The sequence below is a fragment of the Tabrizicola sp. T46 genome (assembly GCF_057219895.1).
Genome location: NZ_JBXVVV010000002.1, coordinates 1,001,181 through 1,015,599, shown reverse-complemented (window position 1 = coordinate 1,015,599; position 14,419 = coordinate 1,001,181). Strand labels below are relative to the sequence as shown.

10 protein-coding genes and 1 tRNA gene are annotated in these 14,419 nt (G+C 68.0%); 6 read left to right on the top strand and 5 right to left on the bottom strand.

The genetic code is table 11. The features are described from left to right. The first annotated feature begins 154 nt into the window (after nucleotides 1-154). From AC2D9V_RS12570 to AC2D9V_RS12555, 4 genes are all read left to right on the top strand, one after another. On the top strand, nucleotides 155-829 hold the full coding sequence (locus AC2D9V_RS12570) for an ABC transporter ATP-binding protein (RefSeq protein WP_484714406.1): 675 nt from the start codon (nucleotides 155-157) through the stop codon (nucleotides 827-829). Beyond that, nucleotides 826-3,222: an ABC transporter permease gene (locus AC2D9V_RS12565; protein ID WP_484714405.1), complete on the top strand. Its 2,397-nt coding sequence runs from the start codon at nucleotides 826-828 to the stop codon at nucleotides 3,220-3,222. The genes AC2D9V_RS12570 and AC2D9V_RS12565 overlap by 4 nt, the downstream gene beginning before the upstream one ends. Then, a complete protein-coding gene (locus tag AC2D9V_RS12560; RefSeq protein WP_484714404.1) occupies nucleotides 3,212-4,330 on the top strand; it encodes a lipocalin-like domain-containing protein in 1,119 nt (372 codons plus the stop codon). Before AC2D9V_RS12565 ends, AC2D9V_RS12560 begins: the two co-directional genes overlap by 11 nt. Nucleotides 4,331-4,388: 58 nt before the next feature. Further along, a tRNA-Cys gene (locus AC2D9V_RS12555) sits at nucleotides 4,389-4,462 on the top strand. A gap of 117 nt (nucleotides 4,463-4,579) precedes the next feature. On the opposite strand, the gene AC2D9V_RS12550 is transcribed toward AC2D9V_RS12555, so the two are convergent. From AC2D9V_RS12550 to AC2D9V_RS12540, 3 genes are read right to left on the bottom strand one after another with little or no spacing between them, the layout of a single operon-like run. Further along, complete coding sequence (locus tag AC2D9V_RS12550) at nucleotides 4,580-5,938, bottom strand: sensor histidine kinase (protein ID WP_484714403.1); 1,359 nt, start codon at nucleotides 5,936-5,938, stop codon at nucleotides 4,580-4,582. After that, on the bottom strand, nucleotides 5,938-6,597 hold the full coding sequence (locus tag AC2D9V_RS12545; RefSeq protein ID WP_484714402.1) for a response regulator transcription factor: 660 nt from the start codon (nucleotides 6,595-6,597) through the stop codon (nucleotides 5,938-5,940). Before AC2D9V_RS12545 ends, AC2D9V_RS12550 begins: the two co-directional genes overlap by 1 nt. 45 nt (nucleotides 6,598-6,642) lie before the next feature. Beyond that, nucleotides 6,643-7,146, bottom strand: coding sequence for a PepSY domain-containing protein (locus AC2D9V_RS12540; RefSeq protein WP_484714401.1), 504 nt, complete (start codon nucleotides 7,144-7,146; stop codon nucleotides 6,643-6,645). A gap of 232 nt (nucleotides 7,147-7,378) precedes the next feature. Here AC2D9V_RS12540 and AC2D9V_RS12535 point away from each other — a divergent pair, with 232 nt between their 5' ends. After that, the gene (locus tag AC2D9V_RS12535; protein ID WP_484714400.1) at nucleotides 7,379-8,278 is read left to right on the top strand and encodes a hypothetical protein; all 900 of its coding nucleotides are present in this window, start codon (nucleotides 7,379-7,381) and stop codon (nucleotides 8,276-8,278) included. 719 nt (nucleotides 8,279-8,997) lie between these two features. Continuing rightward, on the top strand, nucleotides 8,998-10,887 hold the full coding sequence (locus tag AC2D9V_RS12530; RefSeq protein WP_484714399.1) for a divergent polysaccharide deacetylase family protein: 1,890 nt from the start codon (nucleotides 8,998-9,000) through the stop codon (nucleotides 10,885-10,887). Nucleotides 10,888-10,964: 77 nt separating this feature from the next. Here AC2D9V_RS12530 and trpE read toward each other — a convergent pair whose 3' ends face one another. Together trpE and AC2D9V_RS12520 are read right to left on the bottom strand one after the other, a co-directional pair. Then, nucleotides 10,965-12,473, bottom strand: coding sequence for an anthranilate synthase component I (gene trpE / locus AC2D9V_RS12525; RefSeq protein WP_484714398.1), 1,509 nt, complete (start codon nucleotides 12,471-12,473; stop codon nucleotides 10,965-10,967). After that, nucleotides 12,473-14,344, bottom strand: a complete 1,872-nt coding sequence (locus AC2D9V_RS12520; protein WP_484714397.1) for a peptidylprolyl isomerase — start codon at nucleotides 14,342-14,344, stop codon at nucleotides 12,473-12,475. Before AC2D9V_RS12520 ends, trpE begins: the two co-directional genes overlap by 1 nt. Between the last annotated feature and the right edge of the window lie 75 nt (nucleotides 14,345-14,419).

Here is a 14,419-nt window from a genome sequence, read left to right as displayed (position 1 = left end):
CCTTCTTGGAAAATGTCACCTTGCAGTATCGGCGAAACCGGGTCTCTGGCTTATGTCCAGAGCCTAGGGCCCGATAGGTCCAGAACCGCTGGCTGCGACATCGATTGCGGGTTGAGACTGCCGGACCGGCGCTAGATGATCAACGCAGAAAAAGGTGAGCAGGTCGACAGTGGTTCTGAACGTCAGCGGGGTTTCAAAGTCCTATGCCTCGGCCGAGGGGCGGGTCGCGGTGCTGGCCGATGTCAGCCTGTCGCTTGCGGCCGGCGAAAGCCTGGCGTTGACGGGGGAATCCGGCAGCGGGAAGTCGACGCTTCTGCACCTGATCGCGGGGCTGGACCGGCCCGACAGCGGGCGGGTCGAAATTGGCGGCGTGGCGGTGGAAAGCCTGGACGATGCGGGGCGTGCGCGGCTGCGGCGCGATCGGATCGGGCTGGTCTTCCAGCAGTTCAACCTGATCCCCTCGCTGACGGCGGGGGCGAACCTTGCGTTCCAGGCGCGACTGGCGGGGCGGCATGACGCGGGCTGGTGCGACCACCTGGCGGCGACGCTGGGGCTGGCGGCGCTGCTGCACCGTTATCCCGAAGAGCTTTCCGGCGGCCAGCAGCAGCGCGTGGCGATCGGCCGGGCGCTGGCGGTGCGGCCCGACCTGATCCTTGCGGATGAGCCGACGGGGAACCTTGATGAGGCCACGGGCGATGCGGTCCTGGACCTGATGCTGGGCCTCGTGGCCGAGACGGGAGCGGCGCTGTTGATGGTCACCCATTCCGGGCGGCTGGCGGCGCGGCTGGACCGGCGGCTGCACCTGGCGGGCGGGCGGGTGCAGGCATGATCGGCACGGTCCTCACCGCCCTTCTGTCGCATTGGCGGCGGCATCCGTTGCAGCTGGCGATGCTGGTCCTGGGCCTCGCGCTGGCCACCGCACTTTGGTCCGGGGTGCAGGCGATCAATGCCGAAGCGCGCGCGGCCTATGCCCGGGCGGCGGCGACGCTGGGGCAGGACCGTCTGGACCGTTTGGTGCCTGCGGCGGGGAAAGGCCTGACGCTGGCCGACTTCGCGGCGCTGCGGCAGGCGGGGTGGCCGGTCTCGCCGGTCCTGGAGGGGCGAACGGAGGCGAGGCTGCGGATCCTTGGTATCGAGCCTCTGACCCTGCCCGAGGCGGCTGCGACACCGGGAGCTCCGGCTGTGGGGGCAGGAGATCTGGGCGCGTTCCTGCGGGGTGAGCTGGCCCTTGGCGCGCCGGAAACGCTGGCGCGGGCGGAGGTCGTGGGGTCCCTTGAAGGCATGGCGACCAGCCCAGCCCCGGACCTGCCGCCGATGACGCTTCTGGTCGACATCGGGCTGGCAGAGCGGCTGCTGGACCGGCCGGGCCAGATCTCGGCGCTGCTCCTTGATCCGGCGCGTCCGATCCCGGGGCCGGTGCCGGAGGGGCTGACCCTGCGCGCCCCGGCGGCGGATGACGGGCTGGCGCGGTTGACCGACAGCTTCCACCTGAACCTGACCGCCTTCGGTGTGCTGGCCTTTGCGGTGGGCATCTTCATCGTCCATGCCGCGATCGGGCTTGCCTTCGAAAGCCGCCGCGGCGCGATGCGGACGCTGCGGGCGCTGGGGGTTCCGGGGCGATTGCTGGCCGTCCTGGTCATGGCGGAACTGGTGACGCTGGCGCTGGTTGCGGGGCTGGTCGGGGTTGGGCTGGGATATGTCCTTGCTGCGGCGCTTCTGCCGGATGTGGCGGCGACGCTGGGCGGGCTTTACGGTGCGGCGGTGCCGGGGACGCTGGAGTTGCGGCCCGGCTGGGCGCTGGCGGGTCTCGCGATGGCCGTGGGGGGCACGCTGGCGGCGGGGGCGCAGGGCATCTGGCAGCTTCTGCGGCTGCCGCCGCTGGCATCTGCGGCACCGCAGGCCTGGGCAAGGACGGCGGCCAGAGCCAGGCTTTGGCAGGCAGTGGCGGGAGTGGCCCTTCTGGCCGGGGCGGGGCTGGCTTTGGCACTGGGGGACGGGCTTTGGGCCGGGTTCGCGGGGTTGGCCGGCCTCTTGCTTGGGGCGGCGCTTCTGCTGCCGCTGGTACTGGCGGCGGGGCTGAGGATGGGCGAGGCGCGGGCGGCGGGTGTCGTGTCACAGTGGTTCTGGGCCGATGCCCGACTTCAGCTGCCCGGCCTTTCGCTGGCGATGATGGCGCTGCTGCTTGCCCTTGCCGCGAACGTGGGCGTGGGGACGATGGTGGCGAGCTTCCGCGCGACCTTCACCGGCTGGCTGGACCAGCGGCTGGCCTCCGAGCTTTACCTGACCGCCGAGAGCCCGGCCGAGGCCGAGGCGATCCGCGACTGGCTGGAGCCGAGGGTCGACGCGATCCTGCCCATCGCCGCCGCCGAGACCGGGCTTCTGGGGCAGCCGGGCGAGATCTACGGGGTTGCCGACCACGCGACCTACCGCGATTACTGGCCGCTGCTCGCCGCCCTCCCCGATGTCTGGGACCGCATCGCTGCGGGCGAAGGCGTGCTGGTCAATGAGCAGCTTTTCCGCCGCGCGGAGCTGGACCTTGGGAGCGAGATCGATCTACCGGGCGGGGCGCTGTCGGTGGTCGGAGTCTACTCCGACTACGGCAACCCATCGCCACAGGCGATTATCAGCTTTGACAGCCTGATGGCGCGGTTCCCCGGGGTGGAGGTGACACGCCTTGCCCTGCGGCTGCCGGCGGACCGGGTGGACGAGGTTGCGACCGCGCTGCGAAGGGAGTTTGCCTTGCCCGAGGGGGCCCTGATCGACCAGGCGGGGATCAAGGCCTTTTCCCTGCAGATCTTCGAGCGAACCTTCGCCGTCACCGGGGCGCTGAACGTGCTGACCCTGGGGGTGGCCGCCATCGCGATCCTCACCAGCCTTCTGACGCTCGCCGACCGCCGCCTGCCGCAGCTGGCCCCGGTCTGGGCGACGGGACTGACGCAAGGGCGGCTTGCGGGCCTTGATCTGGGGCGGACGGTGGTGCTGGCAATCCTGACGGCGATTGCCGCGCTGCCCCTTGGTCTGGCGCTGGCCTGGGTGCTTCTGGCGGTGGTCAATGTGGCCGCCTTCGGCTGGCGGCTGCCGATGCAGGTCTTTCCGGCGGACTGGCTGACGCTGTTCCTGGCGGCGCTGGCCGCGGCGCTCCTGGCAGGCCTGGTTCCGGCCCTGCGGCTGATGCGGCGGCAGCCGGCCGAGTTGTTGCGGGTCTTTGCCAATGAACGCTGACCTTCTAAAGATGCGGGGCGGGCGCACGCGGCGTTGGATCGCGGGACTGGCCACGCTGCTGGCCTCGCTTGCCACTCCAGCCCTGCCACAGGGTTTTGCCGACATGGGCGCCCCGGCAGACGGCTTTGCCCTGCCCTCGCGCGAGACGGTCCTGACCTTCCCGGAAGACCACGGTGCGCATCCCGAGTTCCGCATCGAGTGGTGGTATCTGACGGCGAACCTCGAAGGGCCGGACGGAACGCCCTATGGCCTGCAATGGACGCTTTTCCGCACGGCGATGGCCCCTGGCGAGGCCGAAGGCTGGAAGAGCCCGCAGCTCTGGATGGGACATGCCGCTGTCACGACGGAAGCCGAGCATTTCGTCGCCGAGCGTCTTGCCCGCGGTGGCACCGGGCAGGCGGGGGTGGAACTGTCCGGTCCCGAGGGCACCGGCGCGCCCTTCCGCGCCTGGATCGACGACTGGGAGATGCTTTCGCTGGCCCCGGACGGCAGCGATCCCCTGTCGGCGCTGCGCCTCACGGCGCACGGGGCGAACTTCGGCTACGAGATGTGGCTTGAGGCCGAAGGGCCGCTCGTTCTGCAGGGAGAGGCGGGGTATTCGGTCAAGTCCGAAAGCGGCCAGGCAAGCCACTACTATTCGCAGCCCTTCTACCAGTTGACCGGGACGCTTGAGCTGCCCGGCGGCCCGGTCGAGGTGACCGGACAGGCCTGGCTGGACCGCGAGTGGTCGTCCCAGCCGCTGGCACCCGACCAGACGGGCTGGGACTGGTTTTCGCTGTCGTTCAACACGGGCGAAAAGCTGATGGGCTTCGTGCTGCGCGACAGGGGGCCGGGGTTCACATCGGGCACCTGGATCGCGGCAGACGGGACGCCCGCGCCGCTGGCACCGGGCGAATTGCAGGCCGAACCCCTGGAGTTCGCCAGCGTTGCCGGGCGCGAGGTGCCGGTCGGCTGGCGACTGACCCTGCCCGAACGCGGCCTTGACGTGACGCTTTCGGCCCTGAACCCGAACGCCTGGATGACCACCAGCGTGCCCTACTGGGAAGGCCCCGTCAGCATCATGGGCAGCCATGCGGGGCGCGGCTATCTGGAGATGACGGGCTACTGACCCCACACGAGGCCCTTGCGGCCCCCCGGCCGATCCGTTATCCCCGCTTCACTCTTCCGGCGGGTTGGCGGAGAGGTTACGCAGCGGATTGCAAATCCGTGTAGACCGGTTCGATTCCGGTACCCGCCTCCATCCGTTCGGTCGACCTTTGCGCCTTGTCCTGCCCGGCGGCTGGCGACGGGTGGCTTCCCTGCCGCAGGCCATGCGCGGTGTCCCCGCTGCGCACCGACGAAATGCGCCGCTGCGGGATCAGGCGCCGGAGCCGGCAGCAGGCGCTTCCGGCAGGCGGGGCAGCACGATGGTGACCAGAAGGCCGCCGAGCTTGGGCCCGACGCCGAGTTCCAGACGCCCGCCATAGGCTGCCGCCAGATCGGTTGCGATCGACAGGCCAAGTCCGGTCCCGGGTTTCGATGTGTCCAGCCGTCTTCCGGCCTCGACGGCTGCCTCGCGATCTTCGGTCCGGATGCCGGGCCCGTCATCCTCGATCATGAGTTCGATCCCGTCCGGCAGGCGACGAGCCGAAAGCAGCACCTGCTTGCGGCACCACTTCAGTGCGTTGTCGAGAAGGTTGCCGATGACCTCTTCCAGATCCTGCGGATCCATGCGGACGATGAGATCGGGGTCGCAGCGCAGGCTGATCTGCAATCCGTCGCGCTCGGCCAGCTTGCCGAAGGAACGGGCAAAACGGGACACCGTCGCGGTGAGATCAGTCCGCGAATAACTGGATTCCCCGGTGTTCGACATGCGGATCCGCGCAAGCGATCGGGCGAGTTGTGCGTCCAGCCGGTCAAGCGCGTCTTGGGCCCTCTGGATGTCGTGGCCGTCCTCTGACAACTGCGACAGCTCGTTGCGCAGGATGGCGCTCGGGGTCTTCAGCGCATGGGCGAGGTCGGCCGCCTGACGACGTGACCGGCCGACAATGTCGCGGTTGCGCTGCAGAAGGATGTTGATGTCGACGACAAGGGGGGCGACCTCTTCGGGATAGTCGTCCGCATTCAGGACCTCGTCCTGTTCCCACCGGCGCGTCACATCCTTGCGAAGCCTTTCCAGCGGTCTCAGGATCACGGCCGTCTGGAAAAGCGTTCCCGCAAGGCCCATGGCCGCGACGAGGGCGAAAGCCAGAACGAGACTGCGGCGGGTCTCGGCGCGGTCCGCGTCCAGCCCGGCGAGGCTTTCGGCAACGGCCACGGTCCAGGCACTGCCATCCTCGAGGGTGATGAGCTGCTGAGCGATGCGCAGTCTTTCGCCATCCGCGCTGATGGCGTCGCTGATGGTCAGATCACCGCCCTGCGGCAAAGGCGGAAGCGTTCCGTCGAACAGCGAACCCGAGGTGTAGATTCCCCCGTCCGGTCCGACAACCTGCCAGTAGCGGCCGGAGGCGGCCATGTTGAAGGCGGGATCGAAGATCAGCTCGCCCAGCCGGTCCGGGTCGTCAGCGACATTGCTGAGCGCCACGACGATCTGCGTGTGCCGGTCCGCCAGCGCGCGGTCGAAACGCTCTTGTGTCCTGCGGTCAAGGTAGGAGTAGAGCAGTAGCGTTCCGACCGTCACCGCCGCCAGGGCCGACAGGCCGCCGCTGATCCAGGCTCGCTTGCGGAGGGACGGCATCAGGAGGGGTCGATGGTGTATCCCCGACCGCGCATCGTCTGGATCAGGTCAGGGCCCAACTTGTTCCGCAGCCGGTTGATGAAGACGGCAATCGTATTTGAATCGCGGTCGTTGTCATAGCTGTAGATATGTTCCGACAGTTCCGTACGCGAAACCATGCGGCCGGTATTGTGCACAAGGTAGGACAGGACCGCGACTTCCTGCCCGGTCAGGTCAACCGGCATCCCGGCCACCGTGACCCGGCCCGAGCGTGTGTCGAAGACGACGCCATTGCGCTCGAAAATCGGGCTTGTCCGTCCGGATCTGCGCCGCAGCGTCGCGCGGACGCGGGCGGCAAGTTCCTGGAGATGGAACGGTTTGGTCATGTAATCGTCGGCACCTGCATCAAGCCCGTCCACCCGGTCGGACCACCCGTCCCGCGCCGTCAGGATGAGAACCGGCGTGTCGATACCTTTGCTGCGCCATTCCTTGAGGATCGACGTGCCGTCCCGGATCGGCAAGCCGATGTCTAGGATGATCATGTCATAGGGTTCGGTGGCCCCAAGGAAACCGGCCTCTTCGCCGTCATGCACGACGTCGACGATCCGGCCTTCGGCGGCAAGAAGTTTCCTGATCTGGTCGCAGAGGACCGGTTCGTCTTCGGCAAGCAGGATGCGCATGTCAGTTCCACGTTTGCCTAACACTGACATTCTTTGCGGCGGATTTCATCCCTTTCCGCCGCCACCGCCATTACCGCCACCGCCGTTGCCGCCACCGTTGCCGCCACCATTGCCGTTGCTGCCGCCACCGCCGCTGTTTCCGTTGCCGCCCCCCTTGCCATTGCCGCCGGAATTGCCGTTGCCCCCGGATTTCTTGTCGGCGCCGGCACTGCCTTTCGCCTTTTCGCCGGCCGTCGCGCTCTTGCCCCGGTTCGACGTGCCTTCCGAAGAGGTGGCGGCCTCTCTGACCTGCTTGCCGACCGCAGAGTTCGACTTCACCTGCTGGCCGCTTCCGGCGTCGATGATGACACTGATAAGCGAGCCGTCGGGCCGCTTCAGGACGATGCGGTAATAGATCCCCTCAACGTCGAAAGCGCGCGCCTCGATCGGCTCGGCCCCTGTCGACGCGGCAACCGAGGCGACGACCGACTTCAGACTGAGCGTCTCGCCCGAACCGACCATTCGGCGCAATTCCGATGCGCCGATTTCGCGGACCGTCGCCCCGGCCATTGAGCCCGCAAGGACCAGAAGGGCGGAGAGCAGAATGGAGGCTCTGGGTATCATGCCTTTTGTCTATCACCTGCGAGGTGAACCCAAGATGAATAGGTGGTTCCCGCTGAGTTAAACCCATCTGTTGTTTACTGTTTCGGCATCCGGCAGCGGGGCTCGCGGTTCCGCGGGAAACGCCGCTGATCTGACGAAACCATGCGGCTTGTCCGGCTGCATTGCAACGAGGCTGACCATGAAAGACACAACGGTGAAAGTCCTGCGGGCCTGCTCGCTATCGCTGGCTCTGGCTGGTTCGGCGGCGCTCGTGCTGTCGACCGCCCTTCCGCTTCCGGCATATGCCGACAACGGCAAGGGGAACGGTGGCGGCAACGGCGGCGGCAACGGCGGCGGGGGCAACGGGGGCGGCGGCGGCAACGGTGGGGGCAACGGGGGCGGCGGCAACGGCGGCGGGGGTAACGGCAACAGCGCCAAGTCGGAGAAAGCCGAGAGCTCGACCAAGTCCAAGAGCGAGAAGGCCGCCACCAAGGCGGTGAAATCCGAGAAGGCGAAAAAGACCAAGAAGAAGCCCCCGGCCGAGGAACTGGGACTGAGCCCTTCCGAACTTGGCGCCCTGAACGCGGCCCATGCGTCGCCGAACGCACTGGCGAATGCCTCGCCCAACTCGCGCGTCGGCAGGATCGCGGCCTACAAGGCGGCTGTCCTGGAAGGGGAGGCGCTGGCGGAAGAGCTTGAGGACAAGCAGGCCGAGCTGGATGACCTGACACCGCCGGACAGCAGCAGCGCGGAGATCCAGAATGAGGTTGATGCCGCAGAGCTTGTCGCTGCGGAAGCCAGGGCAACGGTGACCAAGCTTGAGCAGGACCTCCGTGACGGCGTCGGAGATCCCGCGCAGATCGAAGCCGAGCTTGTACTCGCCCGCGAAGCGGTGGTGGTGGCCGAGGGCACAGTGACGGCACTGAAGGCCGAACTGGCTGCCGCCGAAGAGTACGAAACCCTGAGCGCTAGGATCGCCGAGTTGGAAGAACTGGTGGAGAACCAGCCGGACCTCGAGCGCTCGCTCCTGGAAGCTGCGGCAAACAAGCCGGTGACCGACGATGTCGAAGCGGCGGTGAAGAAACTCCTGGGCCTTTGACCGCTGGCGGAAGGGGTCGGGGCGGCGGATGTTCCGCCGCCTCTTTCCGATTGAAGACAGTCAGGCCACGCAAAAGGCCGCCCCGCGGAAGGACGGCCCCTGGCTTTGCCTGCTTGCGGAGGCGCCGCGGATCAGACCGCGACTGCTGCCGCTGCGTGCGAATCGAGCGATATCACCAGATCCTCGACCGGTTCGAAACGGTGTTCCCACTTCCTGCCGGTCTTCTGGCCCTGGGGCGAAGGCAACAAGCTGTGCAACGCATCCCGTGTCAGGAACTCTGCCGTCAACAACAGCCTTGCTTGATCAAATCCAACTCGAGGCATCTTGCATTCCCCATCAGGACGACACATGGGATTCCGTCCAAGCCACGATTCTCGTCAAGATTGCACTACCGGAGTTAAACACGCCGCAAAGATGCCATTCATCTTCCGTTCATCATGGTGAACGGCAGGCACGCCCGGAACGTGGTCCCAGGTTCAGCCAGACGGGCGCTTGAGCCATGCCGTCCGGTCCGCAGCGCCGGGCTTGCCCTATGGCAACGGGAACACTGACCGGCAACTTGTTGACTCATGCGATGAATTGGGGGTGATGGCAGCCCTGCCGCGCGCTATACTCGTTTGCGTTGGGACAGAGTGCCTCGGCCCGAGGGATCAATCGGGCAAGGCGGCGGCGAGAGCGCCCTTGCGCCAGCCGTGCAAGAAAAGAACGCGGAGGCGGCAGTGAACGGCAGGTTCTTATACGGCGTGCTCTCCGGTGCGGTGCTGGTTACGGGTGCCTTTGTCGTCGGGTCGATGGTGATCCCGGTTGAAAGGGCGGTCGCGCCCGTCGAGGTCGCCAATGCGCCCGAGGCACCGCAACCGGCTGCGGAGCCGGAGGCAGGGCCAGCCCCAGCGCCAGAACCCGCGCCTGAACCTGCACCAGAACCCGCGCCCGAACCTGCGCCTGCGCCGACCCCCGAGCCCGCTCCTGCGCCCGCGCCTGAGCCCGAGGCCGCAGCAGAACCGGCCGCGACGCCTGCACCCGAGCCTGCGCCTAAGCCTGCCGTTCCGGAGGCCGAAGCCGCGCCACAGGCAGCTGCCGAACCTGCGCCTGCCCCCCAAGCCGCGCCCGAACCCGAAGCCGCCCCAGAAGCCGCTCCCGCGCCGAGGGCGGTGGAAGCAACGGCACCGGACGCGCAGTCTGCTACAGTAGACGAACCCTCTTCCGACGCGGCTGCGGAAGCTGATGCCGCGGTAGCTGCTGAGGCCGGGGCCAGCCCGGAAGCAACCGCCGAGCTGGACCCGGCGCCAGAGCCGGCAACGAAAGAGGCGGAGCTCCCCGAGGCACCAGCAGCGACTGCGCCTGCGGCAGAGGTCACTCCCGAGACGCCCGTTCTTGCCGAAGCGGCGACACCGCCCGAGGCGCCGGCCGCACTGGAGCCGCCGGCGGCGGATGCGAATGCCGCTCCGGACGTTGCGGCGGAGGCGCCCCCCGTGATTGCCGAGGCCACTGAGCCTGCGCCGGCAACAGTCGAGGAGTCCGCGCCGGAGTTGGAGCTTGCGGAGGCGGCACCTGAACCGACGCCGGTGCCCGAGGCCTCTCCCGCCGAGGCCCCCCAGGACGCAGCACCTGCGACGGAGGCGCCGTCCGCACCGCAGCCCGGGCTGCCGGCGGACGAACCCTTGCCCCAGGTCGAGGGGATGACGCCGGATGCGGACGAGCCGGTCATGCCCGAAGGGGAAGCCGGAGAGCCGGAGGCGGGCCAGCTTGCCGAGGATGCCGCGCCGGACACGTCCGACTCGACCTTCACGCCGACGCCGAGCCTTGGCGACACTGCCGAGGGCGTGATTGTCGGTCGCCTCCCCCGGATCGGTGACGCGCCGGCCGAGGCGGCCCCGGCGACGGGCGAGACCGAGGCTGCCGAAGCCCTTCCCGGAGCCGGGACAGGAGCGCCGGAATTGCCCATCACGGCGTTTGCCGCGGACTTCGAGAACCCCGACCAGAAGCCGGTTCTCGCCCTTGTGCTGATTGACCCCGGCACCGCCGGTCTGGACCGCGCGGGTCTGGCCGCCCTGCCCTTCCCGGTCAGCTTTGCGCTTGACCCGATGGACCCCGCCACGCCCGAGCGTGCGGCGATCTACCGGGCGGCGGGCAAGGAGGTGGTGATGCTCGCCACCGGCATCGCCGAGGGCGCCCAGCCATCAGACATCGAGGTCGCCTTCCAGTCGATGGCGCAGGGGCTGCCCGAAGCGGTGGCGGTGATGGACCTGGCCGAGCCGCAGTTCCAGGACCGGCGTCCGGTTGCAAGCGTGGTTGTTCCCGTCGTCGGCGCGCAGGGCCGGGGCCTCCTGACCTGGGACCGGGGTCTGAACGCTGCCGACCAGGTTGCCCGGCGCGACGATGTACCGGCTGCGGTTCTCTTCCGCGATCTTGACCAGGCGGGGACGGGCAGCACGGCGATCCGCAGGGTTCTGGACCGGGCGGTCTTCAAGGCCGGGCAGGACGGCCGTGCCGCCGTTGCGGGCACCGCCACGCCTGAAACGGTCGCGGCGCTTCTGGAATGGACCGTCGAAGGCAAGGCCGCCACGGTCGCGCTGGGGCCGGTGACAGCGGTGATGACGGTCGAATAGCGGGGCCGGAGACAGGTCACGATCCTTCTGCGAAGGATCGGGCTGCGGCCTGCTTCTGATCCTTCGCAGAAGGACTCCTAGCGGTTGCCCTGTCGGACGAAGAGGCCCGCGTCCTCGGCCGCGCGGCGCAGGGCGTTGGATTTGTTGACGGTTTCCTGATACTCAGCCTCGGGGTCACTGTCATAGACCACCCCGCCCCCGGCCTGGATGTACAGGGTTTCGTCCTTCAGGACCGCCGTCCGCAGCGCAATGCAGAAGTCCATCTCGCCACTCGCCGCGAAGTAGCCGACGCCGCCGCCGTAGATCCCGCGCTTTTCGGGTTCAAGTTCGTCGATGATCTCCATCGCCCGGACCTTGGGTGCGCCGGAGACGGTCCCGGCCGGCAGGCCTGCAAGCAGCGCAGAGAGCGCGTCCTCGCCGTCGGCAATCTCGCCCACCACGTTACTGACGATGTGCATCACGTGGCTGTAGCGTTCGATGATGAACTGTTCGGTCGGGCGCACGGTGCCGACCTTGGTCACCCGGCCCACGTCATTGCGGCCGAGGTCGAGGAGCATCAGGTGCTCGGCCCGTTCCTTGGGATCGGCCAGCAGGTCCGCCTCGAGCGCCTTGTCCTCGTCCGGCGTCGCACCGCGCTTGCGGGTGCCGGCGATGGGGCGGACCGTCACCTCGCCATCGCGCAGGCGGACGAGGATTTCGGGGCTGGCACCGACGACCTGGAAGCCGCCGAAGTTGAAGAAGAACATGAAGGGCGACGGGTTGGTCCGGCGCAAGCTGCGGTAGAGGGCGAAGGGCGGGAGTTCGAAGCGCTGCGCCCAGCGCTGGCTGGGCACGACCTGGAAGATGTCGCCGGCGCGGATGTATTCCTTCGCCTTTTCGACCGCGGCCTTGTAGCCCGCATGCGTGAAGTTGGATTTCGGCGCGCCGACCGGGGCGACCTCGCCCAGGTCACGGGCCGCCGAGGGCGCGCGGTCGAGGTCGCGGAGCGCGTCCATCACCCGTTCGGCCGCCTGGGCATAGGCGGCGCGGGCGGTCAGCCCCGAGGCCACCCAGGCGGGCGCAACAAGGGTGACGTCGCCCTTGACGCCGTCGAGGACCGCGATCACCGACGGGCGCATCAGAACCGCATCAGGAACGCCGAGAGGGTCGGGGTTCACGTCCGGGAGGTGTTCCACCAGCCGGATCATGTCATAGCCGAGATAGCCGAAGAGCCCCGCAGACACGGCGGGCAGACCTTCGGGCATGGTGATCCGGCATTCCGCGATCAGCGCGCGCAGCGTGTCGAGCGGGTGACCTTCCAGCGGCCGGAACGCCCCGGCATCAAAGCGCGCCTCACGGTTGATCTCGCTTTCCGTGCCGCGGCAGCGCCAGATGAGGTCGGGTTTCATCCCGACGATGGAGTAGCGCCCGCGCACCTCGCCGCCGGTCACTGATTCCAGCATGAAGGTATCGGCCCGGGCATCGCCAAGCTTCAGCATCAGGCTGACCGGCGTGTCGAGATCGGCTGCAAGGCGGGCCCAGACGATCTGGTTCTCACCACGGTTCCAGGCCGCCTCGAAGGCGGCGAAGTCTGGCGAAAGCTGCATCAGGGCAGGCTCGTGTTGACCGCGTTGATCACGGTCTGGTCCAGGGTGATCCCGGCCTCGGCGCTGAGGGCTGCGGTAAAGGCGGCAAAGGCATCGGCGGTGATCGCCTGGCGGGCCTGGGTCGCGATCGCCTCGCGCAGGGCCTCGGCATCCTCGCCTTCGGTTTCGGCGGGCTGGATGCGGTCAAGCTGAACGACCGCGATGAAGCCCTCGGCCTCGATCACCTGCACATCCCCCTCGGACATAGAAAAGACGGAGGGCAGCAACGTCTCGGGCGCACCGGAGACAAAGCCGTCGCGGGCTATTTCGGGGGTCACATCCACGATGCCGAAGCTGCCGATGGCGGCCCCGCCCTCGATCGCGGCCTTGATCTCGATCGCCCGGGCTGAGAGTGCCTTGGCCAGCGCATCAGCCCGCCAGCCGGCATCGACCGCCTCGCGCGCCTCTTCGAACGGGATGGGTGCGGCGGGCACGATTTCGTCAAGACGGAGCGCGACAAGCCCCCCGTCCTCAAGCAAGATCGCCTGCGGGAAGTCATCGGCAAGGACGGCATCGGCGGCCTCGCGGAAGGCCGGATAGCCTTCGATGGCGGCGCTGCCCTGCTGGCCGACGACGTGGTCGACGGTACCAAGCGTCATGCCCGCCTCTTTCGCAAGGTCTTCGAGTGTGGCCCCGCCGGCCAGCAGATCGTCGACCAGTTCCACCTTGTCCGAGATCGCGCGGCGCGCGGCATCGGTCTGGATCTCGATGGCCAGGGTCGCGCGGGCGTCTTCGAAGCTGGTCTCCTCGCCGTCGAGGGCGGTGACCACGCGGTAGAGCGCAGGACCGAGGTCCGATGCGACCGGGCCGATCACGTCGCCTTCGGCCCCTGCGAACACGGTGTCAGCCGCAGCGCCCAGATCCTCGCGCGTGACATCGCCGAGGTCGATTGCATCCAGCGTCAGTCCACGCGCGGCGACGAGGTCTTCGAAGGTGGTGCCCGCGTCCAGCTCAGCCCGCGCGGCATCGGCGGCGACCTGGTCAGGATAGACAAGCCGTTCCACGATCCGGCGTTCGGGGATCACGAATTCGTCGATCCGGGACTGGTAAAGGTCGCGCAGGACCGCGTCGTCGACCGGCTGATCGGCGGCGATGGCCTCGGGCAGCAGCGCCGCATAGGTGATGCGCTTCGCTTCGGGCGCGGTGAAGCGGTCGATGTTGTCGCTGTGGAACGCCTTCAGCTCGTCCTCGGTCGGATCAGGGACCGGCGTGACAAGATCCGCCTCGCCCAGCCGGATCATCGAGAAGCCGCGGCGTTCGGCGATCCAGGCGTACAGCGTTTCGGTCAGCGTATCAGGGGCAGCAAATCCGCCCGCAACCATGCCCTGCAAGAGCGAACGGGTGATGTCCCGGCGCAGGCCGGATTCAAATTCGGCCTCGGTCTGGTTCGTGCGGTCCAGGGCGAAGCGGTAGGCCTCGCGGTCGAAGGTACCGGAGATGCCCTTGAAGGCGTCGAGATTGGTTATCTCGGCTGCAACCACCTCGTCGCCCACGGATATGCCGACCCGCGCAGCTTCATTGTCCAGTGCAGCCTGTGTCACGAGGCTTTGCAGGACCTGACGGTCAAGCCCGAAGGCCAGCGCTTCCTGCGACGAGATCGGCTGGCCGACCTGCTGCGAAAAGGCGCTGACCTGCGACTGGAAGGCACGGGCATAATCGTCGGCGGTGATCTCGACATCGCCCACGGTGCCGACGGTGCTGACCCCGCCACCGAAATTGGTGACGCCGAAGCCGCCTAGGCCCAGGATCAGCATCCCCATCATGACCCAGACCGCGGTTTCCTTCACCACGTTCTTCGGGCGCTTTGCGTCCGTCTCGGGGGTCTTCGCCATCAGCCTGCCTATGGGTTGTTGCCGATCTGGTGAATAGTGTCTGCCCGACAGCGGGGCAAGACCGGAAGCGAGACC